We start from the raw sequence: 20,688 nt of genomic DNA, 5'->3' as shown, positions 1-20,688 counted from the left end.
AACGCGCTCTACGCTGGAGTCATGACCCTGCCGCAGCTCGCGCTGTCCTCCCTCGCCATCGGGTTGGCGATCGGCGTGGGCCTCTCGCTCCTCGTGGTCTGGGCGTACCGCGCCCGGGCGCGGGCGGAGGAGGAGACCTCGATGGTCATCCCGACCGGGATCACCGACGTGCTGCGCAGCATGGACGATGCCGCGTGCGTCGTGGACGTCTCGGGGCTCGTGCTGGCCACCTCCAAGGCCGCGGCGCGTTTCGGGATCGAGGTCGGGTCGACGCTCGACAATCCGGAGCTCCGGCAGCTCGTGCGCGGTGTGCGCTCGACGGGGGAGACCGCGACGGCCTCGATGCGGATCACCCGCGGCGGTCTCAGTCTCGACCCCCGGCTCGTGTCGGCCAGGGCGAGCGCGATCGGCACGCGCCTCGTGCTCCTCATCATCCGGGATGTGACCGAGCAGGAGCGCCTCGATCAGATGCGCCGCGACTTCGTGGCCAACACGAGCCACGAGCTGAAGACGCCCGTCGGCGCGGTGAGCCTGCTCGCCGAGGCCATCGAGTCCGCCGCCGACGATCCCGCTCAGGTCCGCGCGTTCGCCTCCCGGATCTCGGCGGAGGCCGGCCGGCTCGGCCAGCTCACCGGGCGCATCATGAGCCTGTCGCGGCTGCAGGCGGAGGACGGGCTGACCGAGGTCGCGCCCGTCTCGATCGACGAGGTCATCGCCTCCTCGATCGAGGCCCATGTCGTGCAGGCGGACTCGGCCGGCGTCGAACTCGCCCGCGGCGGCGACCGCGGCGTGTGGGTCCGCGGCGACGCGCAGATCCTCATCGAGGCCGTCGGCAACCTCATCGCCAACGCGATCGTCTACTCGCCCCGCGGCTCCCGGGTGGGCGTCGGGGTGAAGGCCGACGACGACGTCGTGGAGATCGCCGTGTCCGACCAGGGCATCGGGATCGTCGAGGCCGATCGCGAGCGCATCTTCGAGCGGTTCTACCGTGCCGACGAAGCCCGCTCGCGGCGCACCGGCGGCACCGGCCTCGGGCTGTCCATCGTCAAGCACGCCACTCAGCGGCACGGGGGAGAGGTGCGGCTGTGGTCGCGCCCCGGCCGAGGATCGACGTTCACCATCCGCCTGCCTCGCATCGACGCCCCCGCGAACAGCGGGCAGGGCAAGAAGAGCAAGAAGAAGCGCGCACGCAAGGGCGCCCCCGCGACCGGGGCGACGCGCGTCCGAAACGGAGAGACCGCATGACCCGCATCCTTCTCGTCGAAGACGAGCCCGACCTCGCCGACCCCCTCGCGTACCTGCTGCGCCGCGAGGGCTACGAGGTCGAGATCGCCGAGGACGGTCCCGGTGCGCTGACGGCGTTCCGGGAGCGCGGCGCCGACATCGTGCTGCTCGATCTCATGCTGCCGGGGATGCCGGGGACCGAGGTGTGCCGTCAGATCCGTTCGACGTCCGCCGTGCCGATCATCATGCTGACCGCCAAGGACTCCGAGGTCGACATCGTGGTCGGGCTCGAGCTCGGCGCCGACGACTACATCACCAAGCCCTACTCGTCGCGGGAGCTCCTCGCCCGGATGCGGGCGGTGCTGCGACGCGTCGTGCAGGCCGAGGGCGAGTTGGACGAACGGGTGCTGGAGGGCGGGCGCGTCTCGCTCGACATCGATCGGCACACGGTGTCGGTCGCCGGCGAGCAGATCAACATGCCGCTGAAGGAGTTCGAGCTTCTGGAGGTGCTGATGCGCAACTCCGGTCGGGTGCTCACGCGCGGCCAGCTCATCGACCGCGTCTGGGGGAGCGACTACTTCGGCGACACCAAGACGCTCGACGTCCACATCAAGCGCATCCGCTCGCGGATCGAGGAGAACCCCAGCGAGCCGGTGATGCTCGTGACCGTCCGCGGCCTGGGATATCGCTTCGAGGGCTGACGACAGACAGAAGAGGCCGGCACCCGCGGGTGCCGGCCTCTTGCGTCTGTCTGCGGACTCAGTCCTGCGGAGCGAGGTCCGAGTAGTACGGCAGCGTGCCGTCGAGGACCGGGATCTCGGTCGTCACACCGGCGGAGTCGCCGGACTGGAAGTGCATCGCGACGGTCGCGCCGGGCATCGTGTCGAGGCCGGTGATCTCCACGGGCTCCTCGTCGGCGCCGAAGCTGATCCTTCCGCCGGCAGGCACGGTGATCTGGAAGGGGTCGCCGCCCTCCAGCGAGACCGTGAGGGTGGCGCGGTCCTGCGACGGGTTGACCACGGCGCCGACGAAGTTGCCGACCGAGCCGTCCTCGTTCGCGATGATCAGGGCGTTGCGCACGGCGATGGGGCCGTCCTGATCGGAGACGTTCACGCCGTCGGAGGCGGCGTATTCGGTCTTCGTCGCCTGAGGGGTGATGAACGTGCACCCGGTCGCGCCGAGCAGAACGAGGGCGCTGATGGCGGCAGACGCGACAAGGCGCGATTTCACGGGTCCTCCTGAGGTCCGACGGGATATCCCTCCCCATTCTATGGGTAAGTCCGGAGCGCGCAGGGAACAGGGAGCGCGAACCTTAGCGCATATCCCCTGTGGTATCCTTGAGGTTGCCGAAAGGACATGTTTTTATGCTTTTTGAGGTTGGCGAGACCGTCGTCTATCCGCACCATGGCGCTGCGACCATCATCGAGGTCAAGGAGCGCATCATCAAGGGCGAGGCGAAGAAGTACCTGAAGCTCAACGTCACGCAGGGTGATCTCATCATCGAGGTCCCGGCTGAGAACGTCGACCTCGTCGGCGTTCGCGACGTGATCGGCAAGGAGGGCCTCGACCACGTGTTCGAGGTGCTGCGCGCGCCGTTCACGGAGGAGCCCACCAACTGGTCGCGCCGATACAAGGCGAACCTGGAGAAGCTCGCGTCCGGCGATGTCATCAAGGTGAGCGAGGTCGTGCGCGACCTCTGGCGCCGTGACCAGGACCGCGGCCTGTCCGCGGGTGAGAAGCGGATGCTGGCCAAGGCCCGGCAGATCCTCATCTCCGAGCTGGCGCTGGCCGAGAAGATCGATGAGGACAAGGCGGGCGCACTGCTCGACGAGGTCCTCGCGTCCTGAGACGTCCTCCACGAAAGGCGGGTGCTGCGGCACCCGCCTTTCGTCGTTCCCGCGGGTAACGTGAAGCTGTGAGCATCCTCCCCGTCCCGCACACCGCGATCATCGTCGTCGCCGCCGGCTCCGGCACCCGTCTCGAGGCGGGGGCACCCAAGGCCTTCGTCGGCATCGACGGGCGCACGATCCTGCGGCACGCCCTCGACGGTGTCTTCGCGGCGGCCCCGATGCAGGTCGTGGTGGTCGCCCCGTCGGGCTACGAAGGTGACGCGCAGACGGAGCTGCTGGCGGCTGCCGGCGATCGCGCCGACCTGGGCCGCGTGGTCACGGGAGGAGCGACGCGGCAGGAGTCCGTCGCCGCCGGACTCGCGGCCCTGTGGGGAGACATCACGACGGTGCTCGTGCACGATGCCGCCCGCGCCCTCACGCCGCCTACCGTCATCGATGCCGTGGCGGCGGCCGTGGTCGGCGACGCCGGAGCGGTGCCGAGTCTGCCCGTGGTCGACACGCTCAAGCGGGTGGCCGACGGCCTCGTCGTCGGCGCCGTGGATCGCGCGGAGCTCGCGGCCGCGCAGACGCCGCAGGGATTCCCGCGCCGATTGCTGGAAGCGGCGTACGCGGAGGCGACAGCCCAGGGCGCCGAGTACACGGATGACGCCGCGCTCTTCGCCGCAGCCGGGAACGCGGTGCGGCTGGTGCCCGGCTCGGAGCGTTCGTTCAAGATCACCACCCCCGCCGACCTCGAGCGCGCGCGCCTCCTCGTGGCGACGACTCCGGGGGCGCCCTCCGCGGCGGCGCGGCCGTCGGCGGTCGTTGTCGACGCTCCCCGCGTGGGGATCGGCACGGACGTGCATGCCTTCGGCGGCGACGGGGCGCTGTGGCTGGCGGGGCTGGAATGGCCGGGGGAGCCCGCGCTCTCCGGGCACTCCGACGGCGACGCCGTCGCCCACGCCATCGTCGACGCGCTGCTCGGGGCTGCAGGGCTCGGCGACATCGGGCAGCACTTCGGCACGGCCCATCCGGAGTACGCGGGGGCTCACGCGGACGTCTTCCTCTCCCGCACCGGGGAGCTCCTGGCGGAGGCGGGGTTCGCGATCGGCAACGTGTCCGTCCAGTTCCAGGGCAACCGTCCGCGATTCAGCGGACGCCGCGGGGAGGCCGAGGCGGCGCTGTCGGCGGCGCTCGGGGGCGCCCCGGTGACGGTCACGGCCACGACGACGGACGGTCTCGGGTTCCCCGGGCGGGGCGAGGGGATCGCGGTCACGGCCGTCGCCGTCGTCATCCCGCGACCGGAGCGGGGTCTCCCAGCGCCCGCCGAGTAGGCTTGAGCGGTGACTCTCCGCCTCTACGACACCCGCGCACAGCTGCTGCGCGACTTCGTGCCTCTCGATCCCGAGAACATCACGATGTACGTCTGCGGACCCACGGTGCAGTCCGGACCGCACATCGGTCACGTCAGAGCTGCTCTGAGCTTCGATCTCCTTCGCCGCTGGCTGACATACCGCCACGGGCGCGTGACCTTCGTGCGCAACGTCACCGACATCGACGACAAGGTCCTCGCGAACGCCTCGGAGTCCGAGCCGTGGTGGGCGCTCGCCTACCGGATGGAGCGGGAGTTCGCCGCCGCCTACGCCGGCATCGGCATCCTCCCGCCCACCTACGAACCGCGTGCGACGGCCTCCGTGCCGCAGATGCAGGAGCTCATCGCGCTGCTCATCGACCGAGGCCACGCGTACCCCGCCCCCGATGGTTCGGGAGACGTGTACTTCGACGTGCGCTCCTGGCCGTCCTACGGCGACCTCACCCACCAGTCCGTGGACGCGATGGAAGCCGCGCAGGACGCCGACCCGCGCGGCAAGCGCAACCCGCAGGACTTCGCCCTCTGGAAGGGCGCCAAGGCCGACGAGCCCGCCGACGCGACGTGGGCGTCGCCATGGGGTGCCGGGCGCCCCGGCTGGCACATCGAGTGCTCGGCCATGGCGAAGCGGTACCTCGGTGCGGAGTTCGACATCCACGGCGGGGGACTGGACCTGCGGTTCCCGCATCACGAGAACGAGCTCGCGCAGTCGAGTGCAGCGGGCGACGGCTTCGCCCGGTACTGGGTGCACAACGGCCTCGTGACCGTCGACGGACAGAAGATGTCGAAGTCGCTCGGCAACTTCACGCTCGCGCGGGACGTGCTCGCTGAGCGGGACCCGCTCGTCGTGCGCTACGCCCTCGCGGCGGCGCACTACCGATCGAGCCTCGACCTCTCGGAATCCTCCTGGGCGGAAGCGGAGGCGGCGCTCGGCCGCATCCGCTCCTTCCTGGAGCGGGCGCTCCGCGCGGCCGGCTACGGGATCGGCGCCGATGACGCGCAGAGCCTGCCCTCGGCGTTCATCGATGCGATGGACGACGACCTGGGCGTGCCGCAGGCGCTGGCCGTCGTGCACGAGAGCGTGCGGGCCGGGAACTCGGCTCTGGACGCGGGCGACACCGCAGCGGCCCTGGACGCGGCGCGGGCGGTGCTCGGCATGACCGGTGTGCTCGGCCTCGTCGAGGACGCGGGCTCCCGTAAGGCCGGGGATGCGCAGGCAGCGGCGCTCGACGCGCTGGTGCAGGAGATGATCGCGCAGCGCGCCACCGCGCGCGCGGAGAAGGACTGGGCGGCGGCGGATCGCATCCGAGACGCGATCGCCGCCGCAGGAATCACGCTGGAGGACACTCCGGCCGGAACTCATTGGAGTATCGATGGCTAAGCCAGGGCGCCCCGGCGCGAGCAAGGGAAACAAGAAGGGCCCCACCAAGGGCACGGGAGGTCTCGGGCGCAAGGCGCTCGAGGGGCGTGGCCCGACGCCGAAGGCGGAGGACCGCGCGTGGCACCCCGCCGGTAAGCGCAAGGCCGCGGCCGAGCGCTTCGCCGCGGCCGGGGGCAAGGGCAAGCCCGGCGGGCGTCCGGCCTCCGGGGGCAACCCGAACCGCACCGCCAGGTCGAAGGACAACACCACCGACACCGAGACGGTCACCGGCCGCAACTCGGTGCTCGAGGCGCTGCGGGCGAAGATCCCGGCGACCGCGATGTACATCGCGCAGCGTGTCGAGATGGACGACCGGGTCAAGGAGATGCTGTCGATCGCGACCCACCGCGACATCCCGGTGCTCGAGGTCACCCGCCAGGAGCTCGACCGCATGGCCGGCTTCGACGGCGTGCACCAGGGCGTGGCGCTCAAGGTGCCGCCGTACGAGTACGCCCACCCGCAGGACCTGCTGGAGGAGGTCATCGACCGCGGCGAGACGCCGCTGTTCGTCGCCCTCGACGGCATCACGGACCCCCGCAACCTCGGCGCGATCATCCGCTCGACGGCGGCGTTCGGCGGCCACGGCATCATCCTGCCGCAGCGTCGTTCCGCCGGTGTGAACTCCGCGGCGTGGAAGACGAGTGCGGGCGCGGCGGCACGCATCCCGGTCGCCCTGGCATCGAACCTCACGACGCAGCTCAAGGAGTTCAAGAAGCAGGGCGTCTTCGTGCTCGGGCTCGACGGCGACGGCGACGTGTCGCTGCCGGCGCTGGAGCTGGCGGACCGTCCCGTCGTCATCGTCGTGGGCTCGGAGGGCAAGGGCCTGTCCCGCCTCGTGACCGAGACCTGCGACCAGATCGTCTCCATCCCCATCTCCGCGGCGACCGAGTCGCTGAACGCGGGCATCGCGGCCTCGGTCGCGCTGTACCAGGTCGCGACCGTCCGCGCCGCGGACTGACCGAGAGGAACACGCATGGCCCGCATCATCGTCCTGGGAGGAACCGGCTACGCCGGACGCCACATCGTCGCGGAGGCGGTGAGCCGTGACCACGCGGTCGTCGCCATCTCGCGCTCGACACCCGCGGATCCGGTCGCGGGTGCGGCCTACGTGCAGGGGTCCGCACTCGACCCCGCGACGCTGACCGAGGCATTCGCGGGAGCGGACGCCGTGGTCTCCGCGCTCTCGCCGCGCGGTGACATGGAGGACCGCGTCCTCGAGGCGCTGACGAACGTGGTCGCGCTGCTCGACGGCACCGAGACGCGGCTCGGCGTCGTGGGCGGCGCGGGCGGCAGCCTCGTCGCGCCGGGCGGTCCCCGTCTGTTCGATCAGGGCTTCCCGGAGGAGTACAAGCACGAGGCGCAGGTCGGCATCGACTCGCTGGCGCTCCTGGAGCGCACGGCCGAGAGCCTGGACTGGTTCTTCGTGCACCCGGCCGAGGTCTTCGGACCGTGGGCCGAGGGGGAGCGCACCGGTCGCTATCGGGACGGCGGTGACGTGCTCGTCCGCGATGAGGACGGCAAGTCCTACATCTCCGGGGCGGACTTCGCCGTCGCGATCGTCGACGAGATCGAGCAGGGCAACCACCACCGCGAGCGGTTCACCGTCGGCTACTGACGCCGTCCGGAACCGGAGGGGCGGCCTCAGACGAGGTCGCGCCAGTCCACCTCGTCATCGTCGCCGAGCGCCAGCGTGCCGGTGACGACGGGCAGGCCCATCGTCTCCGTCGGGGGTCCCATGATGGTGGCCTCGTCGCGGCGATGGCGGAGCACGTCGTTGATGTAGCTCGTCAGCACCTCCGCGAGGGACACCGAGCGTCCCTGCGCCTGCGACAGATACCAGCGGTGCTCCAGCACCTGGTGGAACACCTCGGCCGGCTCCAGCTTGGCGCGCAGGTCGTACGGGATGGCGCGCACGACGGGCTCGAAGACGCGCGTGAGCCACTCGTGCGCGTACATCTCCTCGTCCGCCCACTGCTTGGTGGAGCGGGCACGGAACTCGTCGAGGTCGTTGAGGAGCCGACGCGCCTGGTTCTCCTCGACGTCGAGACCGGTGAGGCGGATGAGTCGGCGCTGGTGGTGTCCCGCGTCGACGACCTTGGGCTGGATCTCCACCACGGTGCCGTCCGCGGTCGTCGACATCGACATCTCGTCGATGTCGAAGCCGAGGGCGTTGAGCCGCTCGACCCGCTCGGTGATGCGCCAGGTCTCGGCGGCGGAGAAGGACTCCTGCGCGGTGAGCTCGGCCCACAGCGAGCGGTAGGAGGACACGATGCCGTCCGCGATGGCGACCGCGTCGACGCCGTGCTCCAGGCGACCGCCCGCGGCGAGGTCCATGATCTCACCGGCGATGTTCGTGCGGGCGAGATCCAGATCGTAGGCGCGCTGTCCGTCCGTCAGGCCCTCCTCGTGCAGCTCCCCGGTCTCCGCGTCCACGAGGTACGCCGCGAACGCTCCGGCGTCCCGGCGGAACAGGGTGTTGGAGAGCGAGACGTCGCCCCAGTAGAAGCCGACGTTGTGCAGACGCACGAGCAGCAGGGCCAGCGCGTCGACGAGACGGGTGGCCGTGTCCGGGCGGAGCACCCGGGTGAAGAGCGCCCGGTACGGCATCGAGAAGCGCAGGTGCGAGGTGACCAGCGCCGCGGGCAACGGATCACCCGACGAGTCCGTGCGGCCGGCGATCACCGCGACCCGCTCCACGCACGGCACGTCGAGGCGCGCGAGGTTGCCGAGCATCTCGTACTCCCGCCGCGCCATCTCGGTCGTCGTCTCCTTGACGGCCACCACGCGACCCGAGAGATCCGCGAAGCGGACGAGGTGGCGCGAGAGGCCCTTGGGGAGGGAGACGATGTGCTCGGACGGCCACTTCTCCAGGGGCGTCGACCACGGCAGGGCGAGCAGCCCGGGGTCGACCGTCTTGGCGGTGATCCGGAGGGATTCCTGCATGGGGACTCCTGAGGGGTGCCGGGGAAAAGACGCGGCGCGGGCGACCGAAGTCAGCCCGCGCCGCGGTGGAGATGTCCGATCAGGCCGAGACGACCGGCTTGTCGTTCAGGCGGTCGCCGGACTCGAGGTCGAACGCGTGCACGTGACCCGGGTTCGCGGCGAGGGTGACGGTCTCCCCGGCGTTCGGGTGGTTGCGGCCGTCGACGCGGGCGACGAGGTCGGTGCGCTTGCCGTTGATCTCGGTGTGGCCGTAGAGGTAGCCGTCGGCGCCGAGCTCCTCGACGAGATCGACGACGACCGAGAGGCCCTGACCGTCGGCCGGGCCGACGGTGATGTCCTCGGGGCGGACGCCCACGGTGACCTGGGAGCCGTTGGCACGGCCGACGGTGTCGCGGTCGAGCGGGACGACCTCGGTACCGAAGCGCACGCCGCCGTCGGCCAGGTCGGCCGAGAACAGGTTCATCGCGGGCGAGCCGATGAAGCCGGCGACGAAGACGTTCTCCGGCTTCTCGTACAGGTCGCGCGGCGAACCGACCTGCTGGAGCAGGCCGTCCTTCAGCACGGCGATGCGGTCACCCATGGTGAGCGCCTCGGTCTGGTCGTGCGTGACGTAGACCGTGGTGACGCCGAGGCGGCGCTGCAGCGACGCGATCTGCGTACGGGTCTGGACGCGGAGCTTGGCGTCGAGGTTCGACAGCGGCTCGTCCATGAGGAAGACCTGGGGCTGACGGACGATCGCGCGACCCATGGCGACACGCTGACGCTGACCACCGGAGAGAGCCTTCGGCTTGCGGGTGAGGTACTGCTCCAGGTCGAGGAGCTTCGCGGCCTCGAGGACGCGTGCGGCACGCTCCTCCTTGCCGACGCCGGCGATCTTGAGCGCGAAGCCCATGTTCTCGGCGACGGTCATGTGCGGGTACAGCGCGTAGTTCTGGAACACCATCGCGATGTCGCGGTCCTTCGGCGGCACATCGGTGACGTCGCGGTCGCCGATGAGGATGCGGCCGGAGTTGACCTCTTCGAGGCCGGCGAGCATGCGGAGGGAGGTGGACTTACCGCAACCGGAGGGACCGACCAGGACGAGGAACTCGCCGTCTCCCACCTCGAGGTTGAGCTTGTCGACAGCCGGACGGGTGCCGCCGGGGTACAGGCGGGTGGCCTCGTCGAAAGTCACAGATGCCATCGTGTTTCTCCTTCACCGGCAGGTACGTGCCGGACGATCCGTAGTGAATGAAGCGGCGGAGCGACCCGCCGTGACCCTCCATCGGGTCGGGATCAGTATGGCACGAACGGCCGCACCTGGGTATTTCTCAGCCTCACTGGTTAGCATCGAACCCGGCCGTGCGCAGCGGCGATCACCGCCCGACGGTGGTCGGGGCCAACCCGGACCCCCTGAGACTCAAGAGGAACGATGTCGAGCGACGAAACGCCGAACGTCCCCGCCCCTCGCAATTCGCGCGAGGTCGTGCGGGAGAAGGCACAGAAGGTGCACGCCCAGCAGTCGCGGGCGCGTCTGATGCGACGGATCATCATCGGCGCGGTCGCGATCATCGCGGTCGGCGCGATCGGGACCGCGGTGACGCTCGCCGTGACCTCGCAGACGTCCAAGCCGCAGCTCAGCCCGAGCGGCATGGAGGCCGACGGCGTCGTGGTGACGGACATCGCCTCCGCCGCCATCGCCGGCACCGCCTCCGCCACGCCGGAGCCCGAGCCCACGGAGGCCGGTGCGACCGAGACCCCGGCACCGGAGCCCACCGCGGCCGGTGCGGTGGACGTGCACGTGTACGTCGACTACCTCTCGCCCGACGCCGGCAAGTTCGAGCGCGCCAACGCCCGTCTGCTCGCGCAGTGGATCGAGGACGGCGCCGCGACCGTGAGCTACCACCCGGTCGCCCTGCTGACCGCCAGCTCCAACGGCACCAAATACTCGCTGCGCTCCGCTGCCGCCGCCGCCTGCGTCGCCACGCACTCGCCGGACCAGTTCTACGCGTTCAACCACGACCTCCTCGACGACCAGCCCGACGTGGGCAGCGACGGGATGTCCGACGAGGAGCTCGCCAACCTCGCGGGCGCCGTCGGCGTGGACGATGCGAAGACCGTGCGCTCGTGCATCGAGGACGGCGACTACGTCAACTGGGCGAAGGAGGCGACGACGCGTGCGCTCAAGGGGCCGCTTCCCGGCTCCGACGACCTCGTGCTCACCGCCGCCCCGATGATCGTCGTCAACGGCGAGGCCTATGTCGGCGCGCTGGACGACCCGCAGGAGCTGTCGACGTTCGTCATGTCCGTCGCCAGCGAGGCGTACTACGAGTCGACGTCCCCGACACCGACCCCGACCGCCACCTCGGCGCCGGCGGAGTAGACCGCCGCGCGTCCCCGCCATCGCTAAGCTGTGATGGCATCCGCCGACTTGGCGCAATTGGTAGCGCACCGTACTTGTAATACGGGGGTTACGGGTTCGAGTCCCGTAGTCGGCTCCGCGCGCGAAGGCCCGCATCCCCTGGGAAACACCGGGGATGCGGGCCTTCTGCTCATCCAGGTGAGGAGGGCTGCCCACCTCACCGGCACCCACCGCCCCAGCGCTAGGCTCTGCGCATGAGCGCACCCCCGGACGAGTCCGACCCGTCGCTGATTCCGCAGCGGCTCGCACTGCAGCGACGGAGGACGTGGGCGATCGTGCTCGCCGTCTTCTGGACGGTGAGCGCCGTCTGGTGGCTGAGCTCTGGTCTTCTGACGGAGGCGCGCGCCCTCGATGTGATGCGGGTGGCCGTCGGAGCGGTGAGCGTGGGGTTGGCGATCGCGTACGCGCTCACGTTGCGGCGCGCGCTGCGGGACATCCGAGACTTCGACGCGCGACACGGAGCGGACGCGGGCCGCCGATAGCCGGCAGGTGCGCCGCGATGTCAGGGCGCCCGCATATCGCGTAGCACGTCGGAGGGTGTTATGTTACTGGGGTGCAGGTGGTCGGCACCCCGCCCCGGCCACCTGCGCATCTTTTCCGATCCCCCGTGGGAATGTTCGCGCCGCTCGCTGCGGTTGTCTCGGACATGACCCGTATCGGCTCCAGTGACCTCGACGTCTTCCCCCTCGCCCTCGGCGGCAACGTGTTCGGCTGGACCGCCGACCGTGACGCGTCGTTCGCCGTCCTCGACGCCTTCCTCGACGGGGGCGGCGACTTCATCGACACGGCGGACTCCTACAGTGCCTGGGTGCCGGGCAACGAGGGCGGCGAGAGCGAGACGATCATCGGGGCGTGGCTCGCGTCGCGGCGGCCCCAGGGCGTCGTCGTCGCGACCAAGGTCAGCCAGCATCCCGACTTCCGCGGCCTCTCGGCCGGGAACGTCCGCCGCGCGGCGGAGGCATCCCTCGCTCGCCTCGGCGTGGACGAGATCGACCTCTACTACGCGCACTTCGACGACGAGTCGGTGCCGCTGGAGGAGACCGTCGAGGCGTTCGGCGCCCTCGTCACGGACGGACTCGTGCGGCACGTGGCGGTGTCGAACTACACGGCCGACCGCATCCGGCAGTGGATCGACATCGCCGACCGGCTCGGCGTCGCGCGCCCCGTCGCCATCCAGCCGCATTACAACCTCGTGCACCGCAACGACGTCGAGGACACCATCATCCCCGTCGCCGAGGAGTTCGGGCTGGGCCTCGTGCCGTATTACGCGCTGGCGAGCGGCTTCCTGACCGGCAAGTACCGCTCGACGGATGCCGGGGGAGAAGGATCGCCGCGCGCCGCCGGAGCCGCGAAGTACGCCACCGCGGCTGGGCTGCGGATCATCGCCGCGCTGGATGAGATCGGCGCCGCGCACGACGCATCCGTCGCCGCGACGGCTCTGGCCTGGCTGCGGGCGCAGCCGACCGTGGTGGCGCCCATCGCCAGCGCTCGGACGGTGGATCAGGTTCCGGATCTGCTCGCCGGAGCGCGGCTGGAGCTGTCGTCCGAGGAGGTCCAGCGCCTGAACCGCGTGTCGGCCTGGACGCCGCCTCAGAGCTGACCCGGCCTCACCGCCCGACGAGCCCGAGCCGGTGCGCGAAGATCACGGCGTGGATCCGGTCCCGTGCCCCGAGCTTGGCCAGGATGCGGCCGACGTGCGTCTTGACCGTGGACTCGCCGACGTAGAGGGTCGCCGCGATCTCGGCGTTGGAGAGACCCCTTCCCATCGCGAGGAAGACCTCCTGCTCGCGGTCGGTCAGGGAACGGTATCCGGCGTCGTCGACCGTCTCGGCCGCCGGCGCGGCGCTTCTGAGCTGCGGACCGACATGCTCCAACAGCATGCGGGTCACCCGCGGCGCCAGGGCGGCGTCGCCGCGGTGCACGGCACGGACCGCGGAGAGCATCTCGTGGCGCTGGGCGTCCTTCAGGAGGAAGCCGCTGGCGCCCGCGCGGATCGCACCGAAGGCGTACTCATCGAGATCGAACGTCGTGAGGACGAGCACCCTCGTCTCGGGATGCGCGCCGACGATGGCTCTCGTCGCGGCGATCCCGTCGAGCTCCGGCATGCGGATGTCCATGAGCACGAGGTCAGGGGCGAGGGCAGCGCTCTGGGCGATCGCGGCGTTCCCGTCGGCGGCTTCTCCGATGACGACGATGTCGGGCTCCGCCTCCAGGACCATGCGGAAACCCAGACGGATCAGCTCCTGATCGTCGACCAGGAGCACGCGGATCGGCGCTGTCATGTGTTCTCCTCTCCGCCCGGCGACACGGCCGGGGCCTCGGCCGACGTCGGCAGGACAGCCCGCAGGGTCCATCGCCCCTCGCCGTCCGGCCGGGACTCCAGGGTGCCGCGGACGTGCGCGGCGCGCTCCGTGAGCCCTCGTAGTCCGAAGCCGCCCTCAGCGGGAGCCCCGGCCACGCCGTCGTTGACGATCTCCACCCTCACGGTAGCGGGCGTGTACTCGAGGCGCACGGACGCCGTGGTCGCCGTCGGCGCGTGCCGCATCGCGTTCGTCAGCCCCTCCTGCACGATCCGGCCGAGGGCATGGGCCACGTCGGACGACACCTCCGCCTGACCGGCTGTGGCGAGGGTGACCGGATACCCGGTCCGCTGCGCCGCCGCGACGGTCTCCTGTGGTGACGCGGGAGACACCGGCGCGAGGAGCAGCGGCGCGTCGTCGTCTCGCAGCACGCCGAGCATCGCCCGCATCTGGGTGAGCGCGCTGCGGGCGGTGTCCGCCGCGGAGGTGGCGGCTGCGCGGGCCTGCTCTCGGTCCGGGGTGGCGGCCGCTCCCTCGGACAGCGCCACGACCACGGTCAGGGAGTGCGACACGATGTCGTGCATCTCCCGCGCGATCCGCGCGCGCTCGGCGGCTGCGGCGAGCTGCGCCTGCTGATCCCGCTCCACGAGAAGCTGCCGCGAGCGATCGATGACGGCGTCCAGATAGCGTTTGCGGTTGCCCACGTTCGCGCCGATCAGGGTGCCGATGAGCCCGAGCACGACCGTGCCGAGGAGCGCGTTGACCGCCTCTTGAAGGGTGAAGACGCCAGCCCAGAGGAGGAGCCCGGCCCCGGAGGCGGTCGTCGCGACCCCGATGCCGAAGGCCGTCCACGCCGCGCGGGCGGAGCGGTAGACGGCGAGGGAGTAACCGGCGATCAGCAGGAGCGGGCTGCTCCCGGGCAGGGCGGTGAACAGGAGGAAGGCTTCGAGCAGGATCGCCGCGACCGCGGGAAGCCAGGGCTTCCGTCGACGCCAGAGCAGGGTGGCGCACGCCGCGATCACGCACAGCGGCAGCAGGGCGGCGAGCACGAGCCCGACGGGCCCGCGGTCGGCGTCATCGATGCGCGCGGCGGGGGTGATCGTGAGGATGATGCAGAGCAGGGTGAGCAGGACGTCGGCGAGGACGGGATGGCGCGCCCAGAAACGACGGAACACCCCGGGAGGACGAGGGAGCCGCAGCCCCTCGTCCTCCCGGACGGTGTCCGTTCCGCGTCGCGTCGCCGGCACCCGGTCTCCTACGCGTCGCGCGTGCGGAGGACGGCCCAGGCGGCCAGCAGGCCGCCGACCACCCAGCAGCCCAGCGTGAGGTAGGCGACCGGAGCGTCGAGCGTCGCCGTGTCACCGGGCAGGATCGCGTTCTGCGCAGCGGCGACCGGCAGGTAGGCCGAGGCGTCGAGCACCCAGGCCCAGGCCTCGCCGGCCATCGAGAAGAAGCTCGCGACGATCGGGAGCACGAACAGCAGACCGACCGTCGCCGCGATCGCCCCGGCGCCCGAGCGCAGGATGAAGCCGAAGGCCACACCGATCAGCGCGAAGACGGCCATGGCGAGCGAGGCGACCACGATCGGCAGGACGGAGCTCGAGGGGTCCGACCAGTCGATGCCCCGCTCGCGTCCCGCGACCACGGCGGAGACGGCCGCCGCCGCGGCACCGAAGATGACCAGCGACGACACGAACAGGAAGCCCGCGAGCACGAGCGACTTCGCCAGCAGCACCGACCCGCGGATCGGGTCGGCTGTCAGCGTCGAGCGGATCATGCCCGTGGAGTACTCCCCGGTCACCGAGATCGCGCCGATGATGCCGGCGAGCAGCATCGTGAACTGGATAGGCATGACGACGGCCTGGATCGGGTCGAACCCGGGGGCGTCGATCGCCTGGGCGATGAGGACGGCGATGCCGATCGTGAGCACGGCGGCGATCGCGATGGACCACCACGTCGACCGGAGGGTGGTGAGCTTGATGGCCTCGCCGCGCACGGCGCGCGCGAACGTGAGGCGCCGGCCGGAGTCGGCGGCGGGGGGTGCGATGGCCGGGGTCGTCACGGCGGGGGCGGCGGTCATGAGAGCTCCTTCGTGCGGTACTCGACGGCGTCGCCGGTGAGGGCGAGGTAGGCCTCTTCGAGGGATCCGGTGGTCGGGGTGAGTTCGTGCAGCGGGATCCCCCGCTCCGCGGCGAGGTCGCCGATGCGCGCCGCCGGGAGCCCAGCGATGTCGAGCAGATCGGGAGCCGCGCTGACGATCTCCACGTCGGGACCGCCCACGGCGGCCACGAGGTCGGTCGGGCGCGGCGTCCGCACGCGCACGCGGTTGGTCGTCCACGAACGGACCAGCTCGGCGAGCGGGGCATCGGCGAGGACCTTGCCCCGTCCCATCACGATGACATGGTCGGCGGTCTGCGCCATCTCGCTCATGAGGTGACTGGACAGCAGCACCGTCCGGCCCTCGGAGGCGGCGTGTCGCACGAACTGCCGCACCCAGCGGACGCCCTCGGGGTCGAGGCCGTTGACGGGCTCGTCGAGGATGAGGGTGTGCGGATCGCCCAGCAGTGCGGAGGCGATCCCCAGGCGCTGCCCCATGCCGAGGGAGAACTTCCCGGCGCGCTTCCGGGCGACCGAGCCGATGCCGGCGAGCTCGATGACCTCGTCGACGCGGGAGGTGGGGATGCCGTGCGTGGCGGCCATCGCGCGGAGGTGGTCGCGCGCCGTCCGTCCGGTGTGCACCGCCTTCGCGTCCAGCAGGACGCCCACCTCGGTGAGCGGTGCGCGGAGCTTGCGGTACTCCCGCCCGGCGACGGTCGCCGTCCCGGCCGTCGGACGGTCGAGCCCGACGATCATGCGCATGGTCGTCGACTTCCCTGCGCCGTTCGGTCCGAGGAAGCCGGTGACGCTGCCGGGCTGCACGGTGAAGGACACGCCGTCCACGGCGGTCTTGTCCCCGAATCTCTTGGTGAGGCCTTCTGCGGTGATCATGGGCTCCACGCTACGGATCGGCGGGCCGCGGCGCGTCCTCCCGGAGGACGATTCCCGGAAGCGGTGTGATCGTCCTCGGGGAGGACCATGTGGGGGAGGACGGGTGGGCTGCGCCGCTCCGATAGTGTCGAGAGGTGACCCCCGCCCGCCGACTCCCCGCTCCTCTGGCCCTCGGGGGAGCCGTCGCGATCGGGGTCATGACCGCGGTCCAGGCGCGCATCAACGGCGTGCTGGGCGTGCGCGTCGACAACGGCATCGTCGCCGGTTTCCTGTCCTTCGCCGTCGGGCTCGTGGCGCTCGCCGTGGTCATCTCGTTCCTGCCCTTCGCCCGGCGCGGCGCGATGCGCCTCGGACGGGGGATCCGGGAGCGCAGCATCCCGTTCTGGATGCTCCTCGGCGGTGCCTGCGGTGCGCTCACCGTGTCCACCCAGGGGTTGACGGCGGGGATCCTCGGCGTCTCGCTCTTCACCGTCGGCGTCGTCGCGGGACAGACCCTGCACGGCCTCGTCCTCGACCGCATCGGCTTCGGCCCGGCCGGCGTCGTGGCCGTGACCCCCGGTCGCGTGATGGGCGGCGTGCTGGCCCTCGCCGCGGTCGGCATCTCCCTCTCCGGCGATGTGCTCGCGACCGCCCCATTGTGGATGCTGCTGCTTCCGTTCGCCGCCGGCGTGGGCATCGCCTGGCAGGCGGCGACCAACGGGCGGCTGGCCCAGCGCGTGCAGTCGCCGATCGCCGCCACCCTGATGAGCTTCATCGCGGGAACGCTGGTGCTGGCGGTCGCCGCCGGCACCAGCGTCGCAGTGCGGGGGTGGCCGGCCGCGCTGCCGACAGAGCCCTGGCTCTACCTCGGCGGGTTCCTGGGAGCGGGGTACATCCTGCTCGGCGCGTTCATCGTCGCGCACACGGGCGTGCTGCTGATGGGCCTGGGCTCGGTGCTCGGGCAGCTCGTCACGTCCGTCGTGATCGACCTGCTCTGGCCGGCGCAGGCGGGACCGGCACTGTGGCAGGTGATCGCGATGGTGATCGTTGCGGTCGGCTCGGTCCTCGTCGCGGTGCCCTGGCGTCGCCGCCGGCTCTAGGAACCGCTCTTCTTGGCGGCCTTCTTCGCCTTCTTCTTCGCCTTCTTGCGGGCCTTCTTGCGGGCCTTCTTCTCCGCCGTGGCGGCCTTCTTGTCCGCGGCCTCCCGCGCGGCTTCCTCCGCAGCCGCCCGGGCTTCGGCGGAGAGCTTCGGCGGGCGGGTCAGGAGGGCGCGGGCGTCGACGGTCTTGCGTCGGCCCGGGCTCTTGCCCTCCGGCTTCGCGCCGACGTAGAGCCACCCGAGGAGTTCCTCGTCCGTACCCAGTCCATGCATCCGCGCGACCGGCTCCGAGCGCGTGTAGTGCCCGGTGCGCCAGATGACGCCCCACCCCGCCTCATCGAGCAGCAGGCTCAGCACATGGGCGACGCCGGACGCCACCGCCTCCTGCTCCCAGCGCGGTACCTTCTCGCTCGGGCGGTAGCTCGCGACCACCGCGATGAGGAGCGGAGCACGCAGCGGCTTCGTGGACGGCTCCGCGTCCCCCTGCGCCTCGGCGATCGCGGCGCCGAGCGCCTCACGGTCCGCGCCGCGGAGTTCGATCAGACGCCAGGGGCGCAGCGACGAGTGGTCGGCGACGCGGCCGGCAGCGCCGACGAGCGTCACCAGCTCCTCACGTCCGGGAGCGGTGTCGCCGACCTTCGACCAGGACTGCCGTGCGCGGACGGCGTCGAGGGCGCTCACGACGCGTCGGGCGTGAAGTTCAGCGCGATCGAGTTCATGCAGTAGCGGTCACCGGTGGGCGTGCCGAAGCCGTCCGGGAAGACGTGCCCGAGGTGCGAGCCGCACGACGCGCACCGGACCTCGGTACGGACCATGCCGAGGCTGTCGTCCTCGAGCAGCTCCACCGCGTCCGGGCGGACCGACTCGTAGAAGCTCGGCCAGCCGCAGCCCGAGTCGAACTTGGTGCCGCTCTTGAAGAGCTCCGCACCGCAGGCGCCGCAGGTGTAGAGACCGGCGCGCTCCTCGTCGAGCAGCTCACCGGTCCAGGCGCGCTCGGTCGCCGCCTGGCGCAGTACGGCGTACTGCTCCTCGCCGAGCTCTTCGCGCCACTCGTCTTCGGTCTTGTTCACGCTGTAGGGCATCGTGTCCTCCTGAGTCCCTTCCATTCTCCCTGGTGCGGAGCCTTCGTGGCGCTCCGCGTCAGAATGGACGAATGACCGACGCCGTGCACGAGCGCTATGCCCGATTCGCCGCGATGGAGGCGCCGGGGCGCAGCGCCCTGTATGCGGAGTGGGCGACGGGGGTCGCCGAAGACCAGGAGATCACACGCCTCCTCCAGCGGATCCCCGCGACCCGACGTCAGCCTCCCCTCGTCTTCGCCGTGTCCCGCCTGCTCGGTGCCGGTCATGGGCCGTACTCGGAGTGGCGTCGCTTCGTCCTCGCGCACGCCGACCGGCTCGTCGAGGAATGCACACGGCGCGCGCTCCAGACCAACGAGCCGCTGCGTACCGCCGCGCTGCTCCCGGTGCTCTCCGAGATCGACGGACCCCTCGCTCTGCTGGAGGTCGGCGCCTCCGCCGGCCTCTGCCTGTACCCCGATCGCTATTCGTATCGCGTCATCGACGGAGACGGACTCGTCCGTCAGGCGCTCGATCCCCTCGACGGCCCCTCGTCGGTGGTGCTGGAGAGCGTCGTCTCCGGCGACCTCCCGTCGCTGCGGATGCCCGAGGTCGTGTGGCGTGCGGGGATCGACCTCGCGCCGCTGGACGCCGCCGACGACGAGGATCGGCGCTGGCTGCGCGCTCTCGTGTGGCCGGGGGAGGAGGGGAGGGAGCAGCGCATCACGGCCGCTCTCGACATCGCGGCCGCCGACCCGCCTCTTCTCGTCGCCGGAGACGCGGCTGTCCACCTGGAGGACCTGGCGCGGGCCGCCCCGGCGGACGCCACGCTGGTGATCACGACGCCGGGCGTTCTCGTGCACATCCCGCGGGCGGAGCGGGAGGCGCTGGTCGCGAGGATCGCGGCGCTCCCCGCGCGCTGGGTCACGATCGACCCGCCCGCCCTGCTCGACGTCTGGGATCCGCCGGTCGCCGCGGAGGCGTGGCCCGGGTTCGTCGTCGCGCTCGACGGTCGGGTGCGCGCCGCTGCCGATCCGCTCGGCGCCCGGTGGGAGTGGCGCGCGGGCGAAACGCCGACCACGACCTAACCTGAGGACATGCCCGCAGACCACCTCACGGAGCGCGATCGCGCGATCCTCGCCCTGGAGGCCGCCTGGCCGCGCCACGGCGGCATGAAGGAGGAGGTCATCCGTACGCGGCTGGGGATGAGTGCGGCGCGCTACTACCAGCTCCTCGGTCGGCTCATCGACTCGGAGGCGGCCCTCGCCTTCGATCCGATCCTCGTCGGCCGCCTGCGTCGGCTGCGGGATGCCAGGAGCGCCCGGCGGTCGGCGCGGGTCCCCGGCTTCACGGGCTGACCCGACCCGCGGCACGCGATCGGGCTCGTCGCGGAACGGTTTGCCAGGGACGTGCCGCTAGCATCGAGGGGTGTCCAAGCCCCCCCGTGACCGTTTCGACGAGGTCCCCCGTTCCACCGGACGCGTGGGAGCACACCGCGCCGAAGCCCCGGGCATGAACGGCTGGGTCGTGCTGCTGTGGTCGTTCGTCGCCGCTCTCGTGCTCATCATCGCCGGCATCTTCGGCGCCCTGGCCGTCATGGGACGGATCGACCTCTTCCCGGAGGCGGCGCCGTCCGCGGCCCCCACGCCTGAGCAGACCGGGGTGATCGACCCGAGCTATTCGGTGCTCATCCTCAACGCGACCCCGGACAGCGGGCTGGACGATCAGATGCGCGACACCCTCATCAACGCCGGGTGGGCGGCGGCGACCGTGCTCGCCAGCGACAGCGCCAGCGACGACTTCGAGACCACGACCGTCTACTACGTCAGCGCCGAGGACGAGGAGGCGGCGAAGGGCCTCGCCGGCGTCATCGGCGGTGCCGAGGTGCAGCAGAGCGACTACTACGCCGGCCAGACGGAGGACGGGCAGAAGCAGCTCACCATCGTGATCGGCGTCGACCGGGCCGCGTCGGTGCCGGAGACTCCCGCGCCCTGACGCCCGTCTCCCTCCCGGATCGTGCGGCTTGCACTCGATGGTGTCGAGTGCCAGAATGGCGTTAGCACTCTCTCACTCTGAGT

General features: G+C 71.2%; 23 protein-coding genes and 1 tRNA gene. 15 read left to right on the top strand and 9 right to left on the bottom strand.

All coding sequences use genetic code 11. The features are described 5' to 3' along the window. Nucleotides 1–21: 21 nt before the first annotated feature. Complete coding sequence (locus tag AB0N68_RS01350; RefSeq protein WP_268776745.1) at nt 22–1,245, top strand: sensor histidine kinase; 1,224 nt, start codon at nt 22–24, stop codon at nt 1,243–1,245. Continuing rightward, on the top strand, nt 1,242–1,925 hold the full coding sequence (locus tag AB0N68_RS01345) for a response regulator (RefSeq protein WP_071328841.1): 684 nt from the start codon (nt 1,242–1,244) through the stop codon (nt 1,923–1,925). Before AB0N68_RS01350 ends, AB0N68_RS01345 begins: the two co-directional genes overlap by 4 nt. Nucleotides 1,926–1,983: 58 nt before the next feature. Here the strand turns inward: AB0N68_RS01345 and AB0N68_RS01340 are convergent, their stop codons facing one another. Beyond that, nucleotides 1,984–2,454 carry a DNA modification methylase gene (locus AB0N68_RS01340; RefSeq protein WP_187662084.1) on the bottom strand — a complete coding sequence of 157 codons (471 nt, stop codon included), beginning with the start codon at nt 2,452–2,454 and terminating at the stop codon, nt 1,984–1,986. A 134-nt stretch (nt 2,455–2,588) separates the two neighbouring features. Between AB0N68_RS01340 and AB0N68_RS01335 the strand changes: the two genes are divergently transcribed. The 5 genes from AB0N68_RS01335 (at nt 2,589) to AB0N68_RS01315 (ending at nt 7,457) form a co-directional block, all read left to right on the top strand. Continuing rightward, nucleotides 2,589–3,071, top strand: a complete 483-nt coding sequence (locus AB0N68_RS01335) for a CarD family transcriptional regulator (protein ID WP_045255828.1) — start codon at nt 2,589–2,591, stop codon at nt 3,069–3,071. Nucleotides 3,072–3,139: 68 nt separating this feature from the next. Continuing rightward, nucleotides 3,140–4,387 carry a 2-C-methyl-D-erythritol 4-phosphate cytidylyltransferase gene (gene ispD / locus AB0N68_RS01330; protein ID WP_259951409.1) on the top strand — a complete coding sequence of 416 codons (1,248 nt, stop codon included), beginning with the start codon at nt 3,140–3,142 and terminating at the stop codon, nt 4,385–4,387. A 9-nt stretch (nt 4,388–4,396) separates the two neighbouring features. After that, nucleotides 4,397–5,803 (top strand): cysteine--tRNA ligase, encoded by a 1,407-nt coding sequence (cysS, locus tag AB0N68_RS01325; protein ID WP_280566855.1) that lies wholly within the window; start codon nt 4,397–4,399, stop codon nt 5,801–5,803. Beyond that, nucleotides 5,796–6,800 (top strand): 23S rRNA (guanosine(2251)-2'-O)-methyltransferase RlmB, encoded by a 1,005-nt coding sequence (gene rlmB, locus AB0N68_RS01320; RefSeq protein WP_187662081.1) that lies wholly within the window; start codon nt 5,796–5,798, stop codon nt 6,798–6,800. Before cysS ends, rlmB begins: the two co-directional genes overlap by 8 nt. Nucleotides 6,801–6,815: 15 nt before the next feature. Then, entirely contained in the window at nt 6,816–7,457 is a 642-nt protein-coding gene (locus tag AB0N68_RS01315; RefSeq protein WP_259951411.1) for an NAD(P)-dependent oxidoreductase, read from the top strand. 26 nt (nt 7,458–7,483) lie between these two features. On the opposite strand, the gene AB0N68_RS01310 is transcribed toward AB0N68_RS01315, so the two are convergent. Further along, on the bottom strand, nt 7,484–8,785 hold the full coding sequence (locus tag AB0N68_RS01310; RefSeq protein ID WP_259951412.1) for a DUF4032 domain-containing protein: 1,302 nt from the start codon (nt 8,783–8,785) through the stop codon (nt 7,484–7,486). A 79-nt stretch (nt 8,786–8,864) separates the two neighbouring features. Then, entirely contained in the window at nt 8,865–9,968 is a 1,104-nt protein-coding gene (locus AB0N68_RS01305) for an ABC transporter ATP-binding protein (RefSeq protein WP_187662078.1), read from the bottom strand. 228 nt (nt 9,969–10,196) lie between these two features. Between AB0N68_RS01305 and AB0N68_RS01300 the strand changes: the two genes are divergently transcribed. The 4 genes from AB0N68_RS01300 (at nt 10,197) to AB0N68_RS01285 (ending at nt 12,786) form a co-directional block, all read left to right on the top strand. Continuing rightward, entirely contained in the window at nt 10,197–11,147 is a 951-nt protein-coding gene (locus AB0N68_RS01300) for a thioredoxin domain-containing protein (RefSeq protein ID WP_280566858.1), read from the top strand. 42 nt (nt 11,148–11,189) lie between these two features. Further along, nucleotides 11,190–11,262: transfer RNA gene (locus AB0N68_RS01295), tRNA-Thr, on the top strand. A 118-nt stretch (nt 11,263–11,380) separates the two neighbouring features. After that, on the top strand, nt 11,381–11,668 hold the full coding sequence (locus tag AB0N68_RS01290; protein ID WP_280566861.1) for a hypothetical protein: 288 nt from the start codon (nt 11,381–11,383) through the stop codon (nt 11,666–11,668). A 164-nt stretch (nt 11,669–11,832) separates the two neighbouring features. Continuing rightward, the gene (locus AB0N68_RS01285; RefSeq protein WP_280566864.1) at nt 11,833–12,786 is read left to right on the top strand and encodes an aldo/keto reductase; all 954 of its coding nucleotides are present in this window, start codon (nt 11,833–11,835) and stop codon (nt 12,784–12,786) included. A gap of 7 nt (nt 12,787–12,793) precedes the next feature. Here the strand turns inward: AB0N68_RS01285 and AB0N68_RS01280 are convergent, their stop codons facing one another. Genes AB0N68_RS01280 through AB0N68_RS01265 form a run of 4 tightly spaced genes read right to left on the bottom strand, consistent with a single transcriptional unit; the run spans nt 12,794 to nt 16,474 of the window. Continuing rightward, a complete protein-coding gene (locus tag AB0N68_RS01280; protein ID WP_280566867.1) occupies nt 12,794–13,468 on the bottom strand; it encodes a response regulator transcription factor in 675 nt (224 codons plus the stop codon). Continuing rightward, entirely contained in the window at nt 13,465–14,733 is a 1,269-nt protein-coding gene (locus AB0N68_RS01275; RefSeq protein WP_280566870.1) for a sensor histidine kinase, read from the bottom strand. The genes AB0N68_RS01280 and AB0N68_RS01275 overlap by 4 nt, the downstream gene beginning before the upstream one ends. 8 nt (nt 14,734–14,741) lie before the next feature. Next, nucleotides 14,742–15,566 carry an ABC transporter permease gene (locus AB0N68_RS01270; protein ID WP_292794884.1) on the bottom strand — a complete coding sequence of 275 codons (825 nt, stop codon included), beginning with the start codon at nt 15,564–15,566 and terminating at the stop codon, nt 14,742–14,744. Further along, a complete protein-coding gene (locus tag AB0N68_RS01265) occupies nt 15,563–16,474 on the bottom strand; it encodes an ABC transporter ATP-binding protein (protein ID WP_187662071.1) in 912 nt (303 codons plus the stop codon). Before AB0N68_RS01265 ends, AB0N68_RS01270 begins: the two co-directional genes overlap by 4 nt. Nucleotides 16,475–16,638: 164 nt before the next feature. On the opposite strand from AB0N68_RS01265, the gene AB0N68_RS01260 reads away from it, so the two are divergent. After that, the gene (locus AB0N68_RS01260) at nt 16,639–17,553 is read left to right on the top strand and encodes a DMT family transporter (RefSeq protein ID WP_187664202.1); all 915 of its coding nucleotides are present in this window, start codon (nt 16,639–16,641) and stop codon (nt 17,551–17,553) included. Here AB0N68_RS01260 and AB0N68_RS01255 read toward each other — a convergent pair. Then, a complete protein-coding gene (locus AB0N68_RS01255) occupies nt 17,550–18,233 on the bottom strand; it encodes a nitroreductase family protein (RefSeq protein WP_396654773.1) in 684 nt (227 codons plus the stop codon). The two genes, AB0N68_RS01260 and AB0N68_RS01255, sit on opposite strands and share 4 nt — an antisense overlap. Then, nucleotides 18,230–18,634 (bottom strand): peptide-methionine (R)-S-oxide reductase MsrB, encoded by a 405-nt coding sequence (gene msrB, locus AB0N68_RS01250; protein ID WP_268776757.1) that lies wholly within the window; start codon nt 18,632–18,634, stop codon nt 18,230–18,232. Before msrB ends, AB0N68_RS01255 begins: the two co-directional genes overlap by 4 nt. A gap of 71 nt (nt 18,635–18,705) precedes the next feature. Between msrB and AB0N68_RS01245 the strand changes: the two genes are divergently transcribed. From AB0N68_RS01245 to AB0N68_RS01235, 3 genes are all read left to right on the top strand, one after another. Continuing rightward, entirely contained in the window at nt 18,706–19,698 is a 993-nt protein-coding gene (locus AB0N68_RS01245; protein ID WP_280565660.1) for a DUF2332 domain-containing protein, read from the top strand. A 9-nt stretch (nt 19,699–19,707) separates the two neighbouring features. After that, nucleotides 19,708–19,968: a DUF3263 domain-containing protein gene (locus AB0N68_RS01240; protein ID WP_259951423.1), complete on the top strand. Its 261-nt coding sequence runs from the start codon at nt 19,708–19,710 to the stop codon at nt 19,966–19,968. Nucleotides 19,969–20,038: 70 nt separating this feature from the next. Then, complete coding sequence (locus AB0N68_RS01235; protein WP_311198669.1) at nt 20,039–20,605, top strand: LytR C-terminal domain-containing protein; 567 nt, start codon at nt 20,039–20,041, stop codon at nt 20,603–20,605. Nucleotides 20,606–20,688 lie beyond the last annotated feature (83 nt).

Source organism: Microbacterium meiriae, assembly GCF_040685015.1.
Taxonomy (GTDB): Bacteria; Actinomycetota; Actinomycetes; order Actinomycetales; family Microbacteriaceae; genus Microbacterium; species Microbacterium meiriae.
Note: the sequence above shows the minus strand (reverse complement) of the source record. Positions and strands in the feature narration are given on the sequence as shown.